The organism is Streptomyces sp. NPDC038280, from assembly GCF_055600045.1.
Genome location: NZ_JBVJYZ010000005.1, coordinates 298935 through 319091, shown reverse-complemented (window position 1 = coordinate 319091; position 20157 = coordinate 298935). Strand labels below are relative to the sequence as shown.

Annotated in this window: 17 protein-coding genes, 4 tRNA genes and 2 pseudogenes; 13 read left to right on the top strand and 10 right to left on the bottom strand. The window is 69.3% G+C overall.

The features are described 5' to 3' along the window. Window position 1: 1 nt before the first annotated feature. Window positions 2-262 carry a hypothetical protein gene (locus tag ACZ7J0_RS14635; protein WP_470887257.1) on the bottom strand — a complete coding sequence of 87 codons (261 nt, stop codon included), beginning with the start codon at window positions 260-262 and terminating at the stop codon, window positions 2-4. 410 nt (window positions 263-672) lie between these two features. On the opposite strand from ACZ7J0_RS14635, the gene hrpA reads away from it, so the two are divergent. The 3 genes from hrpA (at window position 673) to ACZ7J0_RS14620 (ending at window position 5170) form a co-directional block, all read left to right on the top strand. Beyond that, the gene (gene hrpA, locus ACZ7J0_RS14630) at window positions 673-4602 is read left to right on the top strand and encodes an ATP-dependent RNA helicase HrpA (RefSeq protein WP_470887255.1); all 3930 of its coding nucleotides are present in this window, start codon (window positions 673-675) and stop codon (window positions 4600-4602) included. A 92-nt stretch (window positions 4603-4694) separates the two neighbouring features. Then, a tRNA-Asp gene (locus ACZ7J0_RS14625) sits at window positions 4695-4769 on the top strand. A 122-nt stretch (window positions 4770-4891) separates the two neighbouring features. Further along, window positions 4892-5170, top strand: a complete 279-nt coding sequence (locus ACZ7J0_RS14620) for a DUF6274 family protein (protein WP_470887253.1) — start codon at window positions 4892-4894, stop codon at window positions 5168-5170. Window positions 5171-5525: 355 nt separating this feature from the next. On the opposite strand, the gene bldC is transcribed toward ACZ7J0_RS14620, so the two are convergent. Both bldC and ACZ7J0_RS14610 read right to left on the bottom strand, forming a co-directional pair. Continuing rightward, entirely contained in the window at window positions 5526-5732 is a 207-nt protein-coding gene (gene bldC, locus ACZ7J0_RS14615; RefSeq protein WP_003949541.1) for a developmental transcriptional regulator BldC, read from the bottom strand. A 487-nt stretch (window positions 5733-6219) separates the two neighbouring features. Then, a complete protein-coding gene (locus ACZ7J0_RS14610; protein WP_470887251.1) occupies window positions 6220-7065 on the bottom strand; it encodes a DUF8083 family protein in 846 nt (281 codons plus the stop codon). Between the two features lie 177 nt (window positions 7066-7242). Between ACZ7J0_RS14610 and ACZ7J0_RS14605 the strand changes: the two genes are divergently transcribed. Next, the gene (locus ACZ7J0_RS14605; RefSeq protein WP_470887249.1) at window positions 7243-8343 is read left to right on the top strand and encodes a Leu/Phe/Val dehydrogenase; all 1101 of its coding nucleotides are present in this window, start codon (window positions 7243-7245) and stop codon (window positions 8341-8343) included. Window positions 8344-8695: 352 nt separating this feature from the next. Further along, window positions 8696-8947 (top strand): DUF3073 domain-containing protein, encoded by a 252-nt coding sequence (locus ACZ7J0_RS14600; RefSeq protein WP_470887247.1) that lies wholly within the window; start codon window positions 8696-8698, stop codon window positions 8945-8947. 80 nt (window positions 8948-9027) lie between these two features. Here the strand turns inward: ACZ7J0_RS14600 and purM are convergent, their stop codons facing one another. From purM to ACZ7J0_RS14580, 4 genes are all read right to left on the bottom strand, one after another. Beyond that, complete coding sequence (gene purM, locus ACZ7J0_RS14595; RefSeq protein WP_470887245.1) at window positions 9028-10122, bottom strand: phosphoribosylformylglycinamidine cyclo-ligase; 1095 nt, start codon at window positions 10120-10122, stop codon at window positions 9028-9030. A gap of 42 nt (window positions 10123-10164) precedes the next feature. Beyond that, window positions 10165-11691, bottom strand: a complete 1527-nt coding sequence (purF, locus tag ACZ7J0_RS14590; protein ID WP_470887244.1) for an amidophosphoribosyltransferase — start codon at window positions 11689-11691, stop codon at window positions 10165-10167. Window positions 11692-12050: 359 nt separating this feature from the next. Beyond that, on the bottom strand, window positions 12051-12884 hold the full coding sequence (locus tag ACZ7J0_RS14585) for an META domain-containing protein (protein ID WP_470887243.1): 834 nt from the start codon (window positions 12882-12884) through the stop codon (window positions 12051-12053). 86 nt (window positions 12885-12970) lie between these two features. Next, window positions 12971-13762, bottom strand: coding sequence for a maleylpyruvate isomerase family mycothiol-dependent enzyme (locus ACZ7J0_RS14580; RefSeq protein ID WP_470887242.1), 792 nt, complete (start codon window positions 13760-13762; stop codon window positions 12971-12973). A gap of 91 nt (window positions 13763-13853) precedes the next feature. On the opposite strand from ACZ7J0_RS14580, the gene ACZ7J0_RS14575 reads away from it, so the two are divergent. After that, a complete protein-coding gene (locus ACZ7J0_RS14575) occupies window positions 13854-14258 on the top strand; it encodes a nuclear transport factor 2 family protein (RefSeq protein ID WP_470887240.1) in 405 nt (134 codons plus the stop codon). Between the two features lie 101 nt (window positions 14259-14359). On the opposite strand, the gene purL is transcribed toward ACZ7J0_RS14575, so the two are convergent. Genes purL through purS form a run of 3 tightly spaced genes read right to left on the bottom strand, consistent with a single transcriptional unit; the run spans window position 14360 to window position 17528 of the window. Beyond that, on the bottom strand, window positions 14360-16609 hold the full coding sequence (gene purL, locus ACZ7J0_RS14570) for a phosphoribosylformylglycinamidine synthase subunit PurL (RefSeq protein ID WP_470887238.1): 2250 nt from the start codon (window positions 16607-16609) through the stop codon (window positions 14360-14362). Beyond that, window positions 16606-17286, bottom strand: coding sequence for a phosphoribosylformylglycinamidine synthase subunit PurQ (purQ, locus tag ACZ7J0_RS14565; RefSeq protein ID WP_470887236.1), 681 nt, complete (start codon window positions 17284-17286; stop codon window positions 16606-16608). The genes purL and purQ overlap by 4 nt, the downstream gene beginning before the upstream one ends. Then, window positions 17283-17528, bottom strand: coding sequence for a phosphoribosylformylglycinamidine synthase subunit PurS (purS, locus tag ACZ7J0_RS14560; protein ID WP_468708750.1), 246 nt, complete (start codon window positions 17526-17528; stop codon window positions 17283-17285). The genes purQ and purS overlap by 4 nt, the downstream gene beginning before the upstream one ends. Window positions 17529-17843: 315 nt before the next feature. Between purS and ACZ7J0_RS14555 the strand changes: the two genes are divergently transcribed. The 7 genes and pseudogenes from ACZ7J0_RS14555 to ACZ7J0_RS14525 all read left to right on the top strand — a co-directional run bounded on the left by ACZ7J0_RS14555 (window position 17844) and on the right by ACZ7J0_RS14525 (window position 20129). Next, complete coding sequence (locus ACZ7J0_RS14555; RefSeq protein ID WP_468708751.1) at window positions 17844-18179, top strand: histone-like nucleoid-structuring protein Lsr2; 336 nt, start codon at window positions 17844-17846, stop codon at window positions 18177-18179. A gap of 112 nt (window positions 18180-18291) precedes the next feature. Further along, window positions 18292-18363: transfer RNA gene (locus ACZ7J0_RS14550), tRNA-Gly, on the top strand. 76 nt (window positions 18364-18439) lie between these two features. Next, window positions 18440-18512: transfer RNA gene (locus ACZ7J0_RS14545), tRNA-Gly, on the top strand. 64 nt (window positions 18513-18576) lie between these two features. Further along, window positions 18577-18900: pseudogene (locus ACZ7J0_RS14540) on the top strand (ATP-binding cassette domain-containing protein); the annotation flags it as partial. 116 nt (window positions 18901-19016) lie between these two features. Beyond that, complete coding sequence (locus ACZ7J0_RS14535; RefSeq protein ID WP_470887234.1) at window positions 19017-19424, top strand: ATP-binding cassette domain-containing protein; 408 nt, start codon at window positions 19017-19019, stop codon at window positions 19422-19424. Then, window positions 19421-20031, top strand: a pseudogene (locus ACZ7J0_RS14530) (response regulator). The gene ACZ7J0_RS14535 and the pseudogene ACZ7J0_RS14530 overlap by 4 nt, the downstream one beginning before the upstream one ends. A gap of 22 nt (window positions 20032-20053) precedes the next feature. Next, window positions 20054-20129 (top strand) — tRNA-Gly (locus tag ACZ7J0_RS14525). Window positions 20130-20157 lie beyond the last annotated feature (28 nt).

The window sequence follows — 20157 nt, the reverse complement described above, 5'->3', positions numbered from 1 at the left end:
CCTACACGCGCAGGATCGAGAGGTCCTCGGGAGAGGGCGGTGCGACAGCCGGCGGCGCCCGCCCGGCGGAGAGACGCCGTACGTCGGTTCCGGCGCCCCGGATGCCGTGGGTGCCGTGCGCGTCGTACAGCGCGGGCAGCAGCTCCCCGAAGGCGCCGGACCGGGGCGGAGTCGCGGGCCCGGCCCCGCCCGCGTGGGGCGTGCGCTCCCCGCAGCCGGGCGGCCCCGGGTCGCCCACCACGACGGCGGGCGCACGGGTCACGGCCCTGGTGCTCGGTTCACCGACGTACGGTCCATGGGTCACGGGGCCCGTGGCCGTGCCACCGACGTACGGCCCGTGACTCACGGCCTTCATGGCCGGCGCGCCGCCGCTCCCGACGCGTGGGCCGCCTCCCCCAGAAGTTCCGCCGCCGCACACCAGCACCCCCGCGAGCAGAGCCACCAGCAGAGCCACCAGTGCGGCCGGAACGCGGCCGGCGCGGTGGCTGAAGCGGGGCATCGGGGCGGCTCTCCTGTCCGTACGGTGATCGCGGGGAGGGGCCGCGTCCGCCCGAAATGGTACGTGTCGGCGCCCCCGCGACGGCGAAACCCCGCGCGTCGGCGGCGAACCCGACGGCCCCATCGATAATCGGTTCGCCACCCTCTCTTCCCGGGTGCGATCCTGGAGACCGTATGTCTACTTCCTTCGCCGCTCTCCAGACACTGCTGGCCGAGGTCTCGCTGCGGGACGCGCACCGGCTCGGCCGCCGTCTCGAAGGCGCCCGCCGCATCCGTAAGCCCGAAGCCCGGGACGCCGTGCTGGACGAGATCGCCGCCGAGGCCGGCAAGGCCAAGGAGCGGATCGACCGGCGCGCCTCCCGCGTACCCGAGATCACGTATCCCGCGCAGCTCCCGGTCAGCCAGAAGAAGGACGCGATCCTGGAGGCGATACGGGACCATCAGGTCGTGATCGTCGCCGGTGAGACCGGGTCCGGCAAGACGACACAGATCCCGAAGATCTGTATGGAGCTCGGCCGGGGCGTGCGGGGCATGATCGGCCACACACAGCCCCGCCGTATCGCGGCCCGCACGGTCGCCGAGCGGGTCGCCGACGAGCTGAACACCCCGCTCGGCGAGGCGGTCGGCTGGAAGGTCCGGTTCACCGACCAGGTCAACCAGGACGCGACCTTCGTCAAGCTGATGACGGACGGCATCCTGCTCGCCGAGATCCAGACGGACCGCGAGCTGCGCGCCTACGACACGATCATCATCGACGAGGCCCACGAGCGGTCCCTCAACATCGACTTCCTGCTCGGCTATCTGGCCCAGCTGCTGCCCAAGCGCCCGGACCTCAAGGTCGTCATCACCTCCGCGACGATCGACCCGGAGCGCTTCTCCCGCCACTTCGGCGACGCCCCGATCGTCGAGGTCTCGGGCCGTACGTACCCGGTCGAGGTCCGCTACCGGCCCCTCCTGGAAGAGGACTCCGAGGAGTCCGACCGCGACCAGATCACCGCGATCTGCGACGCCGTCGACGAGCTCCAGTCGGAGGGCCCGGGCGACATCCTGGTCTTCCTCTCCGGCGAGCGCGAGATCCGCGACACCGCCGACGCGCTCCTGAAGAAGAAGCTCCGGAACACCGAGGTGCTCCCCCTCTACGCCCGGCTCTCGCACGCCGAGCAGCACCGCGTCTTCCAGGCCCACTCGGGCCGCCGGATCGTCCTCGCGACGAATGTCGCCGAGACGTCCCTGACCGTCCCCGGCATCAAGTACGTGATCGATCCGGGCACCGCCCGCATCTCCCGCTACAGCCACCGCACCAAGGTCCAGCGCCTCCCCATCGAGCGGATCAGCCAGGCCAGCGCCAACCAGCGCAAGGGCCGCTGCGGCCGCACGTCGGACGGCATCTGCGTCCGGCTGTACGACGAGGACGACTTCCTCGGCCGCCCCGAGTTCACCGACGCCGAGATCCTGCGCACCAACCTCGCGTCCGTCATCCTCCAGATGACCGCGGCGGGCCTCGGCGACATCGAGAAGTTCCCCTTCATCGACCCGCCGGACCACCGCAACATCCGCGACGGCGTCCAGCTCCTCCAGGAGCTCGGTGCGCTGGACCCCGTACAGAAGGATCCGAAGAAGCGGCTCACGGACATGGGCCGCAAGCTCGCCCAGCTCCCGGTCGACCCGCGGCTCGCCCGGATGGTCCTGGAGGCCGACAAGAACGGCTGCGTGCGCGAGGTGATGGTGATCGCCGCCGCGCTCTCCATCCAGGACCCGCGCGAGCGACCGGCCGAGAAGCAGGCGCAGGCCGACCAGCAGCACGCCCGCTTCAAGGACGAGACGTCCGACTTCCTGGCCTATCTGAACCTCTGGCGCTACATCCGTGAGCAGCAGAAGGAGCGCGGCTCCTCCGCCTTCCGCCGGATGTGCAAGCAGGAGTACCTGAACTTCCTGCGCATCCGCGAGTGGCAGGACATCTACAGCCAGCTGCGTACGGTCGCCAAGACGATGGGCATCCATCTCAACGAGGACGACGCTCCCGAGCAGTCCGTCCATGTCTCACTGCTCTCCGGCCTGCTGTCCCACATCGGCATGAAGGACATCAAGGAGGGCGCGAAGAACGAGTATCTGGGCGCCCGCAGCGCCAAGTTCGCGGTCTTCCCCGGCTCCGCGCTCTTCAAGAAGCCGCCGCGGTTCCTCATGTCCGCCGAGCTGGTGGAGACCTCGCGGCTGTGGGCGCGGGTCAACGCGAAGATCGAGCCCGAGTGGGTCGAGCCGCTCGCCCAGCATCTGATCAAGCGCACCTACAGCGAGCCGCACTGGGAGAAGGACCAGGCGGCCGTGATGGCGTACGAGAAGGTCACGCTGTACGGCGTGCCGATCGTGGCCCAGCGCAAGGTGAACTTCGGCCGGATCGACCCGGAGGCGTCCCGCGAGCTGTTCATCCGCAACGCCCTGGTCGAGGGCGACTGGCGCACGCACCACAAGTTCTTCGCCGACAACCGCAAGCTCCTCACCGAGGTCGAGGAGCTGGAGCACCGCGCCCGCCGCCGGGACATCCTGGTCGACGACGAGACCCTCTTCGACTTCTACGACCAGCGGGTCCCCGAACACGTCGTGTCCGGGGCGCACTTCGACTCCTGGTGGAAGCACAAGCGCCATGAGGCACCGGACTTCCTCGACTTCGAGCGCGAGATGCTCATCAACGAGAAGGCCGGGGCGGTCACCAAGGACGACTATCCCGACTCCTGGCGCCAGGGCCGGCTGAAGTTCAAGGTGACGTACCAGTTCGAGCCGGGCGCGGACGCCGACGGTGTCACCGTCCATGTGCCGCTCCAGGTGCTGAACCAGGTCACCGACGAGGGCTTCGACTGGCAGATCCCGGGCCTGCGCGAGGAGGTCGTGGTGGAGCTGATCCGCTCGCTGCCGAAGCCGATACGCCGCCACTACGTGCCGGCGCCGAACTACGCGTCGAAGTTCCTGGAGAGGGCCGTCCCCCTGCAGGAGCCCCTGACGGTGACGCTGGCCCGTGAGCTCCAGCGGATGGTCGGTGTCCCGGTCACCGCCGATGACTTCGACCTGACGCGCGTCCCCGACCACCTGAAGATCACCTTCCGGATCGTTGACGAGCGCCGCCGGAAGCTCGCCGAGGACAAGGACCTGGAGGCCCTCAAGCTCCAGCTGCGCCCGAAGGCCCGTCAGGCCCTCTCCCAGGCCGCCGCGGCGACCGCGGGGCCGAGCGGGGAGTCGATCGAGCGCACGGGCCTGACGGACTGGACGATCGGCACGCTGACGAAGGTCTTCGAGACCCGGCGCGCCGGCCAGCCGGTGAAGGCCTTCCCGGCGCTCGTGGACGCCGGTGACACCGTCTCCGTACGCCTCTTCGACACCGAGGCGGAACAGGCCCAGGCGATGTGGCGGGGCACCCGGAAGTTGATCATGCTCAACATCCCGGTGAACCCCGCCAAGTTCGCCTCGGACAAGCTCAGCAACCAGCAGAAGCTCGCCCTGTCCCGCAATCCGCATGGCTCGGTGCAGGCCCTCTTCGACGACTGCGCGACCGCCGCGGCGGACAAGCTGATCGGCGACCACGGAGGGCCGGCCTGGGACGAGGAATCGTTCCGGAAGCTGTACGACAAGGTCCGCGCCGACCTCGTCGACACGACCGTACGGACCGTCGGGCAGGTCCAGCAGATCCTGGCCGCCTGGCAGGCCTGCGAGCGCCGTCTGAAGGCCACCAACAGCCTCGTCCTGGTCGCCAACGTCCAGGACGTACGGCAGCAGCTGGCGGCCCTCATGCCGGCGGGCTTCGTCACGAAGACCGGCCTGCGCCGCCTGCCGGACCTCATGCGCTACCTGGTGGCCGTGGACCGCCGCCTCCAGCAGATGCCGTCGGCGGCGCAGCGCGACACCACGCGCATGGAGAAGGTCCACGAGATGCGGGACGAGTACGCCTGGCTGTTGGAGCAGCTCCCCCAGGGACGGCCGGTACCCCAGGAGGTACGGGAGATCCGCTGGATGATCGAGGAGCTGCGGGTCAGCTACTTCGCCCACGCGCTGGGCACGGCGTACCCCGTCTCCGACAAGCGGATCGTGAAGGCGATCGACGCGGCGGCACCGTGACACGGTGATCGCCCGGAGTGAGTTCGACCGGACCCTCTGACCTGCTGTACAGTCTCTCTCGCAGCCAAGCGCAAGTACGAGCTGCGAAACCTGGTCCTGTGGAGCAGTTTGGAGTGCTCGCCACCCTGTCAAGGTGGAGGCCGCGGGTTCAAATCCCGTCAGGACCGCAGAAAACGAAGGCCCGTGCCGAAAGGCGCGGGCCTTCGTCGTGCGCGCGTATTGACGCGCGTCGGGAACCACCGGTACCCCTGCATCAGGGAATCGGGGGCCCACACCGGAGGTGACGCGCATGGCCGCTGCGTCCACTGCCAGACACGAGACCCGAGCGCTGCTGCGCGCCCATCTGGCGGCCGCGTCCCGGTACGGACATGTCACGCGCCACTGCCCCGTCTGTCATCGCCTCCTGCGCCTCGCCATGGAGTTGCCCCCCACGGCCGACGAGCCGGTCCCCCAGGGCTCCCTCACGGACGATCTCGCGGACGAACCCACGGACGAGCCCCCACACGGCCCCGCGCACGACTCCACCGACGACCCCCGGGCCGCGGGCGAAAGTCCCACCACCCCATGAGCATCGGCGTGTTGGCCGGCTCCTCTACGGCGGCAGGCTGTTACATGGCAAGAGTTTGACGGTGTGACGGGTGTCACCGAACGAGTTTCGGAAACACCCCCACTTACCTCCCCCCTACACCAGACCAATTTAATATGTGCAATTGCACGGCCCCCAAGACTCTCTCGCCGCCTTCCCCCGCACCCCTCCCCCCAGGCATCCGCCCGCCCCTCCGGGCATAAAAAAGATCGCGCTGGACCCGGCGGAGTCCAGCGCGATCGAAGACGAAGGCCTGTTGGGGCAGGCAGCCGCCGTTGGAGCTAGGGGTGGGCCGACCGGATTGGGGGATCCGGAAACGCCCGGTTCATCGGGGTGTTCAGGCCTCGCTGCGCTGCTGCGGAATACCCGCAAGCAGTGCGCGGACCTCTGCCTCGCGATAGCGGCGATGTCCACCAAGCGTGCGGATGGACGTGAGCTTGCCCGCCTTCGCCCAACGGGTCACCGTCTTCGGGTCCACGCGGAACATCGTGGCAACCTCAGCGGGGGTCAGCAGCGGCTCGGCATCAGGGGTGCGAGCGGTCATGAGCGGCCTCCTCGGGAGAACCGAACCTTCTCGGTTCTTTCCTCTAAATTCTGCACCTTGACCCGCGTTGCCCGAAATGGCGGACGCGAGCCGAGTCGGTTATAGGACGAACGGCTTGTCCTCGGCACTACAACTACACCATCTGTCCAGCCACGTCGGCCAAACCGATGGAATTGCCCTCTCAGGTGTTCATCAGCGGCGGAAGCCGATGGACCATGCCATAGCGGACAGTCACGTCACAGTGACGATCAGTCACAGAGCGATCAGGAGTCGTCAGACCCCCCATAGAGTGCAATGCTGAGCAATTCCGCCCCTAGTGGGACGGAAGGAACCCTCCCCGGACTCCTTGTCCTATTTTGGCACGAGGGTGGGTGATGGGCGCAAGGGTGCAGTAAGTGCGATCCGTCACCCTTGAGTCAAAGGCCCGGATCGGGACCTACGTCCCGACGGTGACGCGCGGCGGGCCCCTCTTCCCTTCCGCGTGGGGTCAGTTGGCGAACTGCCGGTCGCGGATCGCCCGCCACCGTTCCATCAGCCGCTCGTACGCCGCGTTCGCCGCCTCGCCGTCGCCGACCCGCAGCGCCGCGATCCCCTCGGCCACATCGGCCGCCGACCGGTCGTCCTCCAGCTGGCGCGCCGACAGCGCGTGCACCAGGCCGCCGTAGTCGAGTTCGACCAGCGAGCGGGGATGGAACTCCTCCAGCCACCGCCCCACGTCCACCAGGCCCTCGGTCAGCGGGCCTTCCTCCGTCGTCTCGCGCAGCGTCCGCAGCCCCCGCGCCAGCCGGCGCCGCGCCTGGACCATCGGCGTGCGGTAGCGCAGCACCGGAGGCTCCCCCGGGCCCCGGGCGGGGACGTACTCCCGCTCCTCGTCGGTGAAGAGCGCGAACCAGCGCACCGGGACCTGCCACACCGAGGTCCGGATCCACGGCCGGGCGTCCGGGTTCCGGTCCCGCCACCGCTCGTAGTCCGCCTCCGCCTGCCCCCGGACCACCGGTGGCAGCACCGCGTCCAGAAGCGACGCCGGCAACTGCCGTCCCAGCTCCTCCAGGGCGAGCCAGCCGCGCAGCCGGGTCCGCCACGGACAGACGCACACCACCCCGTCCACCAGGGCGACGAAGGCGTCCCCGCTCTCATGGACCGGCACCGCGACCGGTGGGGTCGGCAGCAGGTCGGCCAGCGACCGCCGCAGCTCGTCCTGCGCCGTGGGGGTGGCCGCGCGCCGGGCGTAGCGGGCCCAGTGACCGCGCTCCGGCTCGGGGAAGGCCGCCAGCGGTTCGTACACGCGCAGATAGGAGGCGTACGGGACGAGGACCGAAGACACCGCGGGCATGTCGCAAATCCTTCCATGCGGGTACTCCGGGAGGGGGTGATCCTGAGCACTGCGTCGGATCTACGCACGCGTAGGACTTACTCTCTTGCCGAAGCGGCCCCGAAACGGGCCGCGGAGCCCTTCCCCCACCCGCAGGAGGGGCGTTCAACCGCCGCTTCGTACTTGGGAGTCACCACAGTGACCGATGTGACCGGCGTTCCTGTCGACGTACTGCACACCTTGTTCCACTCGGAGCAGGGTGGCCACGAGCAAGTCGTGCTGTGCCAGGACCGCGCCTCCGGCCTCAAGGCCGTCATCGCCATCCACTCCACCGCCCTGGGCCCGGCCCTCGGCGGCACCCGTTTCTACCCCTACGCCTCCGAGGAAGCGGCCGTCGCCGACGCGCTGAACCTCTCCCGGGGAATGTCGTACAAGAACGCCATGGCCGGCCTCGACCACGGCGGCGGCAAGGCCGTGATCATCGGTGACCCGGAGCTGATCAAGACCGAGGAGCTGCTGCTGGCCTACGGCCGGTTCGTGGCCTCGCTCGGCGGCCGCTACGTCACGGCCTGCGACGTCGGCACCTATGTGGCCGACATGGACGTGGTGGCCCGGGAGAACCCCTGGACCACGGGCCGTTCCCCCGAGAACGGCGGCGCCGGGGACTCCTCGGTGCTCACCGCCTTCGGTGTCTTCCAGGGCATGCGGGCCTCGGCCCAGTTCGCCTGGGGCGACCCGTCGCTGCGCGGCCGCAAGGTCGGCGTCGCGGGTGTCGGCAAGGTCGGTCACTACCTGGTCGAGCACCTCCTGGAGGACGGCGCCGAAGTCGTCGTCACGGATGTCCGCGAGGAGTCGGTGCGCCGGATCACTGACAAGTTCCCGCAGGTCACCGTGGTAGCGAACACCGACGAGCTGATCCGCCTCGAGGGCCTGGACGTCTACGCCCCCTGCGCGCTCGGTGGTGCCCTCAACGACGAGACGGTGCCCGTACTGACCGCCAAGATCGTCTGCGGCGCGGCCAACAACCAGCTCGCGCACCCGGGTGTCGAGAAGGACATCGCGGACCGCGGGATCGTCTACGCCCCCGACTACGTCGTCAACGCGGGCGGGGTCATCCAGGTCGCCGACGAGCTGCACGGCTTCGACTTCGACCGGTGCAAGGCGAAGGCCGCGAAGATCTTCGACACCACGCTCGCCATATTCGCACGTGCGAAGGCGGACGGGATTCCGCCGGCCGCCGCGGCCGACCGGATCGCCGAGCAGCGGATGGCGGAGGCTCGCGCCGCCCGTGCGAAGTAGCGCGCGGAACCAGGTGTGACAGGAGGGTCGACCCGCCGCCAGTGAGTTGGACGATCGCACGGACGTCCGTCCGAGCGATCGTCCACGCGTTCGCCAAGAGCGAGACAAGACTCACGAACGGTCGGCGGGTCGGCCGCCAAGAAGAGGTTAAAATCGCGGTTGACCAGCGAGGACAGGGCACCTCGAGGGTTCTGCACCGGGGCACGTCATGCGGGCGGCGTACCGTATGGCCGCGGAAGCAGGTACCGTTGAAGCCCTACGGACCGGTCCCTCTACGGAGAGCCCGTTCCGAACCATGAACGCGTGTCAAGACTCTGGGGCCGTCGAGCCCCGTCACCGAGGGGGTCGAGCCATGGGGCGCGGCCGGGCAAAGGCCAAGCAGACGAAGGTCGCCCGCCAGCTGAAGTACAGCAGCGGCGGGACTGACCTGTCGCGTCTGGCCAATGAGCTGGGCGCTTCGACTTCGAGTCAGCCGCCGAATGGCGAGCCGTTCGAGGACGACGACGAAGAAGACGACCCGTACGCGCAGTACGCGGATCTCTACAACGATGACGAGGACGAGGACGAAGAGTCCGGTCCGTCGTCTCAGCGTCGCGGTGCTTGACGCGCTTGACCTCGCACTGACGCACAACAGCAGCAGCACTCACCCGGTCCGGGGCCTCCCCGGACCGGGCTTTGTGCTGTTCAGCTCGCGTAGTCCCCGACCATCGTGGCGCCGGTCGCGTGGTCGCCGCGCTCGGTGATCTCACCCGCGACCCAGGCGTCCACGCCACGGTCCGCGAGGGTGGTCAGCGCCACGTCGACCGAGTCGGCCGGGACGACGGCCATCATGCCGACGCCCATGTTCAGCGTCTTCTCCAGCTCCAGGCGCTCCACCTGGCCCGCCTTGCCGACCAGGTCGAAGATCGCGCCCGGGGCCCAGCTGGAACGGTCGACCGTGGCGTGCAGCCCGTCCGGGACGACCCGGGCCAGGTTGGCGGCCAGGCCGCCACCGGTGATGTGGCTGAAGGCGTGCACATCGGTGGTCCGGGTCAGCGCCAGGCAGTCCAGCGAGTAGATCTTGGTGGGCTCCAGCAGCTCCTCGCCCAGCGTGCGGCCGAGCTCGTCGACCTGCTGGTCGAGGGTCATCCCCGCCCGGTCGAAGACCACATGCCGTACCAGGGAGTACCCGTTGGAGTGAAGGCCGGAGGACGCCATGGCGATCACCGCGTCACCCGTACGGATACGATCCGCGCCGAGCAGACGGTCGTACTCCACGACACCCGTGCCGGCGCCGGCGACGTCGAAGTCGTCGGGGCCCAGGAGGCCGGGGTGCTCGGCGGTCTCGCCGCCCACCAGGGCGCAGCCGGCGAGGACACAGCCCTCGGCGATGCCCTTGACGATGGCCGCGACCCGCTCGGGGTGGACCTTGCCGACGCAGATGTAGTCGGTCATGAAGAGCGGCTCGGCGCCGCAGACGACGATGTCGTCCATGACCATCGCGACCAGGTCGTGGCCGATCGTGTCGTACACGCCCATCTGGCGGGCGATGTCGACCTTCGTACCGACGCCGTCGGTGGCGGAGGCCAGGAGCGGGCGCTCGTAGCGCTTGAGGGCGGAGGCGTCGAAGAGACCGGCGAACCCGCCGAGGCCGCCGAGGACCTCGGGGCGCTGCGTCTTCTTCACCCACTCCTTCATCAGCTCGACGGCGCGGTCGCCCGCTTCGATGTCGACGCCCGCGCTTGCGTAGCTGGCACCAGTGCCCGGGGACGGAGTCACCTGATCAGATGCAGGGGGCATGCTGAGAACTTTCGTGTCGTCACTGCGGTTACTGCGGGAGTCTTACGGGCGACGGAGCGCGTCGGCGGCGGCCGTGGCGGCCGGCCCGGCGGCGAGCTCGGACTCCAGGAGCTGCTTACCGAGCAGCTCGGGGTCCGGGAGGTCCATCGGGTACTCGCCGTCGAAGCAGGCGCGGCAGAGATTCGGCTTCTGGATCGTGGTCGCCTCGATCATCCCGTCGAGGGAGATGTACGAGAGCGAGTCGGCGCCCAGGGACTTGCCGATCTCCTCGATCGACATGCCGTTGGCGATCAGCTCCGCGCGGGTGGCGAAGTCGATGCCGAAGAAGCAGGGCCACTTCACCGGCGGCGAGGAGATCCGGATGTGGATCTCGGCGGCGCCGGCCTCGCGGAGCATCTTGACCAGGGCGCGCTGGGTGTTGCCGCGGACGATCGAGTCGTCCACGACCACCAGGCGCTTGCCCTTGATGACGTCCTTGAGCGGGTTCAGCTTCAGCCGGATGCCCAGCTGGCGGATGGTCTGCGAGGGCTGGATGAAGGTCCGGCCGACATAGGCGTTCTTGACCAGGCCCGCGCCGAAGGGGATGCCGCTCGCCTCGGCGTAGCCGATCGCGGCGGGGGTGCCGGACTCCGGCGTCGCTATGACCAGGTCCGCCTCGACCGGGGCTTCCTTGGCCAGTTTCCGTCCCATCTCCACACGGGAGAGATAGACGTTCCGGCCGGCGATGTCGGTGTCGGGGCGCGCCAGGTAGACGTACTCGAAGACACAGCCCTTGGGCTTCGCTTCCGCGAATCGAGACGTACGGAGACCGTTCTCGTCGATCGCGATCAGCTCGCCCGGCTCGACCTCGCGGACGAAGCTGGCGCCGCAGATGTCGAGGGCGGCGGTCTCGGAGGCGACCACCCAGCCCCGCTCCAGCCGGCCGAGGACCAGCGGGCGGATGCCCTGCGGGTCGCGGGCGGCGTAAAGGGTGTGCTCGTCCATGAAGACGAGGGAGAAGGCGCCCATGACATCGGGAAGGACCTTGGCGGCCGCCTCCTCGATGGTCAGAGGCTTGCCGTCGTCGTCGTACTGACCCGCGAGGAGCGCGGTGACGAGGTCGGTGTCATTGGTGGCAGCCACCTGAGTGGAACGGCCGTTCTCCTTGGGGAGAGCGGCGACCATCTCGGCGAGCTGCGCCGTGTTGACCAGATTGCCGTTGTGGCCGAGCGCGATCGAACCGTGGGCGGTTGCCCGGAAGGTCGGCTGCGCGTTCTCCCACACGGAGGCACCGGTGGTCGAGTAGCGGGCGTGACCGACCGCGATATGACCTTGGAGAGAACCGAGAGAGGTCTCGTCGAAGACCTGGGACACAAGGCCCATGTCCTTGAAGACGAGGATCTGGGAGCCGTTGCTGACCGCGATTCCCGCGGATTCCTGACCCCGATGTTGGAGGGCGTAGAGCCCGAAGTACGTGAGCTTTGCGACCTCTTCACCCGGAGCCCAGACACCGAAGACGCCGCAAGCGTCCTGGGGGCCTTTTTCGCCGGGAAGCAGATCGTGATTGAGTCGACCGTCACCACGTGGCACGCCACCGAGTGTAGGCGAGATCGACCACTGGTCCGAATTGGGGATGCGGACAGAGCGCGCGGGCGGCGCTTTGGAGGGTCCCACGGAGTGCGGGGCGCGAGAGGGCTCGCACGAGGGGCTCCTGGGCCCTGTCCACGGGGCTGACCTGGGGTTATGTTCCTTTTGGATCTCGTACGAACCTACTGGTCAGGGGTCACGCCGGGTCGTTCGCGAGGGGGTCGGCGGATGTGACTTAGTTCGCAACGGGCAGGTCCGGGAGCGGGCCGGCCACGAGTGGGCGGTGTGGCCCGCGCGGCGCAGAGCCCGCACCCCGGTGCGCTCGCGCGCCGGCGCCTCACGCTGCGCCGGCGCGTCCCGTGTCACTTCCGCTCGGCGTCCTCCGCCACCGCCGCGAGTCCCTTGCCGTTCGGCGCGGTGAGGGACAGACCGCGGTGCCGGAGCTGATGGGTCGCCTTGCTCTCGAACACCTTGAGCAGGGCGTTCTCCAGATCCATCTGCGGGTCGGGGCAGAGCATCCGGGTGGTGACGACCCGGCCGAAGGTGAGGGTCGAGCCGGACGCCTTGGCCGTCGTGTTGAAGCGGTTGCAGCCGAGGGTGCCACTCACGGACCCGTCCTTGCCGAAGACGAAGTGCGCCTTGCCCTCCGTACCGGCCGGCAGGGACGTCGCGGTGTCGCCGGAGGTGAGGGAGGTGACCGTCCAGGTGGTGCCGTGGAGCGGCGCGGGCGGCTGCGAGGTCAGGGCGATGGTGTCGCCCTCCCGCGTCGTCAGGGTGAGCCTGTCGTCGTCGAGCTTCGCCTTGAGCGTGCCCGAGAAGGCGCCGTTCAGCGCGGACTCGAAGGCCTGGAGCTCCGGCGGGCAGCCGATCTCGGTCGTCTCGCCGGGCTTCACCGTCAGGGTGTCGCCCGCGACGGTGACATCGGCCCGGAACTGGTTGCAGCCGGTAGTGCCCTTGGCCACACCCTTGGAGTCGATCTCGACACGGGCCGCGGCTGGGGCAGCGGTCTTCCGGCCGTCCACCGTCACGCTGTCGACGACCCAGTGGACACCCGTGACGGGCACGTCCGGGACGACCGAACCGCCCCCTCCTGGGCCGGACCCGGTCTGTGTTCCACAGGCGGTGACGAGCGCCAGGAGCGCCACGGCGGCGAGAGCGGTGCTGTGCTGCTTCTGCATACCGCTGGGACGGGACATCCCGGACTCCGGTTCCACGCCGGACTCCGCGTCGGGTTTCCTCCCGGGCTCCGCCCCTGGTCGCTGCGCGGCTCGCACGGCTCGCCTCAGCCCATGATCGGCAGCAGCTCGGCGAGATCGGCGCGCTCACCGCTCGCGTGCACCTGCGTCGCGTGGAGCGCCTCGCTCCACGTCGTACGCCCGGTGGCGAGCCGGATCCATGTCAGCGGGTCCGTCTCGATCACGTTCGGCGGGGTGCCCCGGGTGTGCCGGGGACCCTCGACGCACTGCACCACCGCGTACGGCGGAATCCGTACCTCCACCGAACCCCCCGGCGCCTTCACCGCGAGCGCGTCCGCCAGCAGTCGCGTGCAGGCTGCCAGCGCCTGCTTGTCGTACGGGATGCCGAGGCCCGTCGCGTCGTTGAGGTCGTCGGTGTGGACGATGAGTTCGACGGTCCGGGTGACGAGGAAGTCACCGAGCCACATCGCGCCGAACCGGGACGGCACCAGCCGGTCGTCCGGGGCCCCGGCCATCCGCTCGTTGTACAGGGCCTCGGTACGGCCGTACAGCTCCGCGAGATCCGCGTCGGCCGCGACGGCCCTGGTGTTCTCGTCGACCTGACCGGCGGCGGACTCGGTCGCGAACGGCCAGTCGAGCAGGGCGACTTCATGCCGTGCGGGCTCGGGCTCGCCGAGGTGGCGGGCGACGGATCCGACGGCCATGGCCAGATGCGCGGCGACCTCACGCACGGTCCAGTCACCGAGCCGGGTGGGCGCCTCCAGCTGCTCGGCCGTCAGCGTGAGCACCCCGACGCGGACGTGGTCGAACTGTGCGAGCACGGCGGCGCGCGTCTTGGCGGAGTCGTATCGGCGGGCGCGCCTCTTGGCCGGTGGCATGGGCCGAGGTTAATCCCTCCCACAGGACAGCGGCCCGGGACCCGACGGAAGATGGGAGAAGGCGCGAGTGCAGGAAGGGCGTGATCCACCTATGAGTGAGCACCCGGACAGTGCCCTGATCCGCCGGGGCTACGAAGCGTTCGAACGCGGCGACATGGAGACACTCGGCTCCCTGATGACCACGGACTGTGCTTACCACTCCCCCGGGGAGAGCCAGATCTCAGGGCACTTCAAGGGCCGGGACAACGTCCTGGAGCTGTTCGGACGGCTCTTCGAGCTCACCGGCGGCTCCATGCGGTCCGAGCTGCAGGGCGTCTTCCCGGACGGGCGCGGGCACGTCATGTCCGTCCACAAGCTGTACGCCGAGCGCGGGGACCGTGGCATAGAGATGAGGGGCGGTCTGTTCTTCACCATCATCGGAGGCAAGATCTCCGACATCGACGCGTGCGTCGAGGACATCGACCAATCGGACGCGTTCTGGGGCCAGGCCGCCTAGCCGGCCGCCGGTCCCACGCGACCGGAGCACGGCGGAGTCCGAAGGAACGGCGGAGCCCCCGTCCGGACCAGGTCCGGACGGGGGCCGCCTACAGCCGGGTGTCAGGCGAGCAGGCCCGGAATGGTCTGCTCGTGCGCCGTGCGCAGCTCGCTCAGCGCGATGCTGAACTGGCCCTGGACATCGACCTCTTCGCCGTCCACGACACCGATCCGGGTCGCGGGCAGACCCCGCGCTCCGCACATGTCGGTGAAGCGGAGCTCCTCGCTGCGCGGCACGGACACGACCGCGCGGCCCGCCGACTCGCTGAAGAGGAAGGTGAAGGCGTCCAGGCCGTCCGGGACGACCAGCCGCGCGCCGTTGTCGCCGCGCAGGCACGACTCCACGACCGCCTGGACCAGACCGCCGTCGGACAGGTCGTGCGCCGCGTCGATCATGCCGTCGCGGGAGGCCGCGATGAGGATGTCGCCGAGCAGCTTCTCCCGGTCGAGGTCCACCGTCGGCGGCAGACCGCCGAGGTGCTGGTGGACGACCTCGGACCAGGCCGAGCCGCCGAACTCCTCACGCGTGTCACCCAGCAGGTAGAGGAGCTGGCCCTCTTCCGCGAAGGCGATCGGCGTACGGCGGTTGACGTCGTCGATCACACCGAGCACCGCCACCACGGGGGTGGGGTGGATGGCGACCTCGCCGGTCTGGTTGTACAGCGACACGTTGCCGCCGGTCACCGGGGTGCCCAGCTGCAGACAGCCGTCCGCCAGACCACGGGTGGCCTCGGCGAACTGCCACATGACGTCCGGGTCCTCGGGGGAGCCGAAGTTCAGGCAGTCGGAGATGGCGAGCGGCTTGGCACCGGAGGCGGCGACATTGCGGTACGCCTCCGCCAGCGCGAGCTGTGCGCCCGTGTACGGGTCGAGCTTCGCGTACCGGCCGTTGCCGTCGGTCGCCATGGCCACACCCAGGTTCGACTCCTCGTCGATCCGGACCATGCCGGCGTCCTCGGGCTGGGCGAGCACGGTGTTGCCCTGCACGAAACGGTCGTACTGGTCGGTGATCCAGGACTTCGACGCCTGGTTCGGCGACGAGACCAGGGCCAGGACCTGCTCCCGCAGCTCCTCCGGCGTCTGCGGCCGGGGCAGCTTGCCGGCGTCGTCGGCCTGGAGCGCGTCCTGCCACGACGGGCGCGCGAACGGCCGGTGGTAGGTCGGGCCCTCGTGGGCCACCGAACGCGGCGGAACATCGACGATCTGCTCGCCGTGCCAGAAGATCTCCAGCCGCTCGCCCTCGGTCACCTCACCGATGACGGTGGCGATGACGTCCCACTTCTCGCAGATCTCCAGGAAGCGGTCGACGTGCTCGGGCTCGACGATCGCGCACATGCGCTCCTGCGACTCGCTCATGAGGATTTCCTCGGGCGAGAGGGTCGCGTCGCGCAGCGGCACGGTGTCCAGCTCGACGCGCATACCGCCGGAGCCGGCGGAGGCCAGCTCGGAGGTCGCGCAGGAGAGTCCGGCGCCACCCAGGTCCTGGATGCCGGCGACCAGCTTCTCCTTGAAGATCTCCAGGGTGCACTCGATGAGGAGCTTCTCCTGGAAGGGGTCACCGACCTGGACGGCGGGCCGCTTGGTGGGCTTGGTGTCGTCGAAGGTCTCGGACGCGAGGACCGAGACGCCGCCGATGCCGTCGCCACCCGTACGGGCGCCGTAGAGGATGACCTTGTTGCCGGGGCCGGAGGCCTTGGCGAGGTGGATGTCCTCGTGCTTCATGACGCCGATGCAGCCGGCGTTGACCAGCGGGTTGCCCTGGTAGCAGGCGTCGAAGACGACCTCGCCGCCGATGTTGGGCAGGCCCAGGCAGTTGCCGTAGCCGCCGATGCCGGCGACGACACCCGGCAGGACACGCTTGGTGTCGGGGTGGTCGGCCGCGCCGAAGCGCAGCGGGTCGACGACCGCGACCGGACGCGCGCCCATGGCGAGGATGTCGCGGACGATGCCGCCGACGCCGGTGGCCGCGCCCTGGTAGGGCTCGATGTACGAGGGGTGGTTGTGCGACTCGACCTTGAAGGTCACCGCGTACCCCTGGCCCACGTCGACCACGCCGGCGTTCTCGCCGATGCCGACGAGCATGGCGTCGTTCTCGGGGACCTTCTCGCCGAACTGCTTCAGGTGGACCTTGCTGCTCTTGTACGAGCAGTGCTCGGACCACATGACGGAGTACATGGCGAGCTCGGCGCCGGTGGGTCGCCTGCCGAGGATCTCGCGGATGCGCTCGTACTCGTCCTTCTTCAGACCGAGCTCGGACCACGGCTGCTCGACGTCGGGCGTCTCGCCCGCGTGCTTGACGGTGTCGAGAGTCATGCGCTGACCAACTTCTTGAGGATCGACGTGAAGAACCCGAGACCGTCGGTGCGGCCCGTGCCGACCAGCGGCTCCACGGCGTGCTCCGGGTGCGGCATCAGGCCGACGACGTTGCCGGCGGCGTTGGTGATGCCGGCGATGTCCCGCAGCGAGCCGTTCGGGTTGAGGTCCAGGTACCGGAAGGCCACCCGGCCTTCGGCCTCCAGCTCGTCGAGCACGCGCTCGTCGGCGACATACCGGCCGTCCATGTTCTTGAGCGGGACCTGGATCTCCTGGCCCTGCTCGTAGTCGGCGGTCCAGGCGGTCCCGGCGTTCTCCACCCGCAGCTTCTGGTCGCGGCAGATGAAGTGCAGGTGGTTGTTGCGCAGCATCGCGCCCGGCAGCAGATGGGCCTCGGTGAGGATCTGGAAGCCGTTGCAGATACCGAGGACGGGCATACCGGCCTTGGCCTGCTCGATGATCGTCTCCATCACCGGCGAGAAACGGGAGATGGACCCGGCCCGCAGATAGTCGCCGTAGGAGAAGCCGCCGGCGAGAACCACGGCGTCGACCTGCTTGAGGTCCTTGTCGCGGTGCCACAGCGAGACGGGTTCGGCGCCCGCGAGACGGGCGGCGCGCAGCGCGTCCCGGTCGTCGAGGGTTCCGGGGAAGGTGACGACTCCGATACGAGTGGTCACGACTCCACCTTTACGACGAAGTCCTCGATGACGGTGTTGGCGAGGAACGTTTCGGCCATCTCATGGATGCGGGCGAGGGCGGCGTCATCGACCGGTCCCTCAACCTCGAGCTCGAAGCGCTTTCCCTGGCGGACGTCGGTGATCCCCTTGAAACCGAGGCGGGGCAGTGCGCGCTGCACCGCCTGGCCCTGCGGGTCGAGGATCTCCGGCTTGAGCATGACGTCGACTACGACGCGTGCCACTGGCACTCCCGGTGGTGTGTTGCGTGGGCGGTTCCCTCAGCGTACCTGTCTCCAAAATCTACGCGGGTAGATATCTGGAGGTCCCTACAAAGACAGCCAAGAAAATCCCGGTGAAATATCGCGCCGCCCATTGCAGTGGCGGGGACACGCTGATGCAATTGGCGGAGCTTCACAATGCGACGCCGACCGCTGTACAAAGGAATACAGAGGAAAGCAGCATTGCCCCTCAGCAGCCGAAAACCCGGTATCACCCCACGTCAGGCGCGCACTAGTTGAGCGCCCGGCACGGTGGACCGCAGGAAAGGACCGATATCCGTGGCTCAGCGCGTAGTGGTCACACTCTCCGACGACATCGACGGCGGAGAAGCGGCGGAAACGGTCACGTTCGGCCTCGACGGTAAGGCGTACGAGATCGACCTGAATCCCGCCAATGCAAAGAAACTGCGCAAGGCGCTGGCGCCTTACATGGCCGCGGGACGAAAGCAGTCGAGTGGGAGCAAGCCCGGCAAGTCGGGCAAGGCGGCCACTTTCACCTCGCTGGAGCCGGACCCGGCCGCCGTTCGCGCCTGGGCCCAGTCGCACAAGATGGACGTCCCGGCCCGGGGCCGCATCCCCAAGCGCGTGTACGAGGCGTTCCGCGAGGCCAGTTGAGCCGACCGGCTGACGGGGTGCCAGCAATGGATTTGCCATGCACCCCCGCTGGTCGGCTAGAGTCTGGAGCACGCCGAAGGGCGCGGCCGGAAGGCCGGGCCTCACGCAGCGTGCGGGTGTAGTTCAGTAGTAGAACATCCCCCTTCCAGGGGGAAGGCGCAGTGTGCAATTCCTGTCACCCGCTCTGCATCGCTCTTCCGTTCCGGCCACTCCGGTCGATCAGGTAGAGTGGTGTTCGCACCGCTCAAGAGCGGCGCAATGCGGACGTGGCTCAGTTGGTAGAGCATCACCTTGCCAAGGTGAGGGTCGCGAGTTCGAATCTCGTCGTCCGCTCAGGGAACGTAAGGCCCCGGCCATCAGACCGGGGCCTTCGTCGTGTGCCCCGGGCCGAAGACACTTGTCATGGACAGTCAGGACAGCCGACACTGCTCGCCGTCCCCGTGCGGCGGAAGCCCTGGGCCATGACCAACGCAATCGAGGCCGAAGAGCTGCGCCGGACCTACTCCGGCGGCGTCGAGGCGGTGTCCGGGCTCTCGCTCGCCGTCCCCCGCGGCAAGATCTTCGCCCTTCTGGGGCCAACGGCGCCGGCAAGACGTCCACCGTCGAACTGCTGGAAGGCCTCGCCCGGCCGAGCGGCGGGACCGTACGGGCGCTGGACCATGATCCGTACCGGGAGCGGGCCGTCGTCGTCCGGCCCCGTATCGGCGTGATGCTCCAGGAGGGCGGCTTCCCTCCCGACCTGACCGTCGCCGAGACCGTACGCATGTGGGCGGGCTGCACCACCGGCGCCAGGCCCGGCGGGGAGGCCCTGGACATGGTCGGGCCGGCCGCGCGCCGGTGTCCGCGTCAAGTCAGCTCTCCGGCGGCGAACGGCGCCGGCTCGACCTCGCCCTGGCGCTGCTCGGACGCCCCGAGGTGCTCTTCCTCGACGAGCCGACGACCGGCCTCGACGCGGAGGGGCGCCCTGACACCTGGGAGCGGGTGCGCGGCCTGCGGGACGGCGGTACGACCGTCCTGCTGACCACCCACTACCTGAAGGAGGCGGAGGTCCTCGCCGATCGGCTGGCGATCATGCACCGGGGGCCTCCGGCACCCCTGCCGAGGTCACCGCCTCGCGTCCCGCCCGCATCCGTTTCGTCCTCCCCGACGGGGTGGCGGCCGGGCAGCTGCCGCTCTCGCTGCGGGCGGCGGTCACGGGGCGACGGGTGGAGATCCGTACGCACGCCCCTGGAGGCCGCGCCATGACCACCGTTCGCGTCCTGCTCGCCGACGACGAGCACCTCATCAGGGGCGCGCTCGCCGCGCTCCTCGGCCTGGAGGGCGACCTGGTCGTCGTCGCCGAGGCCGCCTCCGGACCGGAGGCTCTGGCCATGGCCCGGGCGCACCGGCCCGATGTCGCGGTGCTGGATCTTCAGATGCCGGGCGCCGACGGTGTGAAGGTCGCCACATCCCTGCGTGACGAGCAGCCCGAGTGCCGGACCATGATCGTGACCAGCCACGGCCGACCCGGACACCTCAAGCGCACCCTCGCGGCCGGGGTGCGGGGCTTCGTCCCGAAGACGGTCAGCGCCCGGCGACTGGCCGAGATCATCCGCACCGTCCACGCCGGAAACCGGTACGTGGACCCGGAGTTGGCGGCCGACGCGATCTCGCCGGCGACTCGCCGCTGACCGCGCGCGAGGCCGAGGTGCTGGAGCCGGCGGCCGACGGAGCCCCCATCGCGGAGATCGCCGAGCGCGCCTCGCTTTCCCAGGGGACCGTACGGAGCTGCCTGTCGTCGGCCGCCGCGAAACGGGGCGCCGAGAACCGTCATACGGCGGCGCGTCTCGCCCGCGAGCGAGGTTGGGTATAGTGGGCTGCGCGCTACGGCGCATGCGGACGTGGCTCAGTTGGTAGAGCATCACCTTGCCAAGGTGAGGGTCGCGAGTTCGAATCTCGTCGTCCGCTCCACAGAAGAAGCCCCCGGTCGATCCGACCG

Coding starts and splice junctions, on each gene's coding strand:
- ACZ7J0_RS14575 (WP_470887240.1), top strand. CDS start 13,854: ATGAGTGAGCACCCGGACAGTGCCCTGATCCGCCGGGGCTACGAAGCG.
- ACZ7J0_RS14580 (WP_470887242.1), bottom strand. CDS start 13,762: ATGCCACCGGCCAAGAGGCGCGCCCGCCGATACGACTCCGCCAAGACG.
- purL (WP_470887238.1), bottom strand. CDS start 16,609: ATGACTCTCGACACCGTCAAGCACGCGGGCGAGACGCCCGACGTCGAG.
- ACZ7J0_RS14610 (WP_470887251.1), bottom strand. CDS start 7,065: ATGCCCGCGGTGTCTTCGGTCCTCGTCCCGTACGCCTCCTATCTGCGC.
- ACZ7J0_RS14600 (WP_470887247.1), top strand. CDS start 8,696: ATGGGGCGCGGCCGGGCAAAGGCCAAGCAGACGAAGGTCGCCCGCCAG.
- ACZ7J0_RS14585 (WP_470887243.1), bottom strand. CDS start 12,884: ATGTCCCGTCCCAGCGGTATGCAGAAGCAGCACAGCACCGCTCTCGCC.
- ACZ7J0_RS14620 (WP_470887253.1), top strand. CDS start 4,892: ATGGCCGCTGCGTCCACTGCCAGACACGAGACCCGAGCGCTGCTGCGC.
- bldC (WP_003949541.1), bottom strand. CDS start 5,732: ATGACCGCTCGCACCCCTGATGCCGAGCCGCTGCTGACCCCCGCTGAG.
- purM (WP_470887245.1), bottom strand. CDS start 10,122: ATGCCCCCTGCATCTGATCAGGTGACTCCGTCCCCGGGCACTGGTGCC.
- hrpA (WP_470887255.1), top strand. CDS start 673: ATGTCTACTTCCTTCGCCGCTCTCCAGACACTGCTGGCCGAGGTCTCG.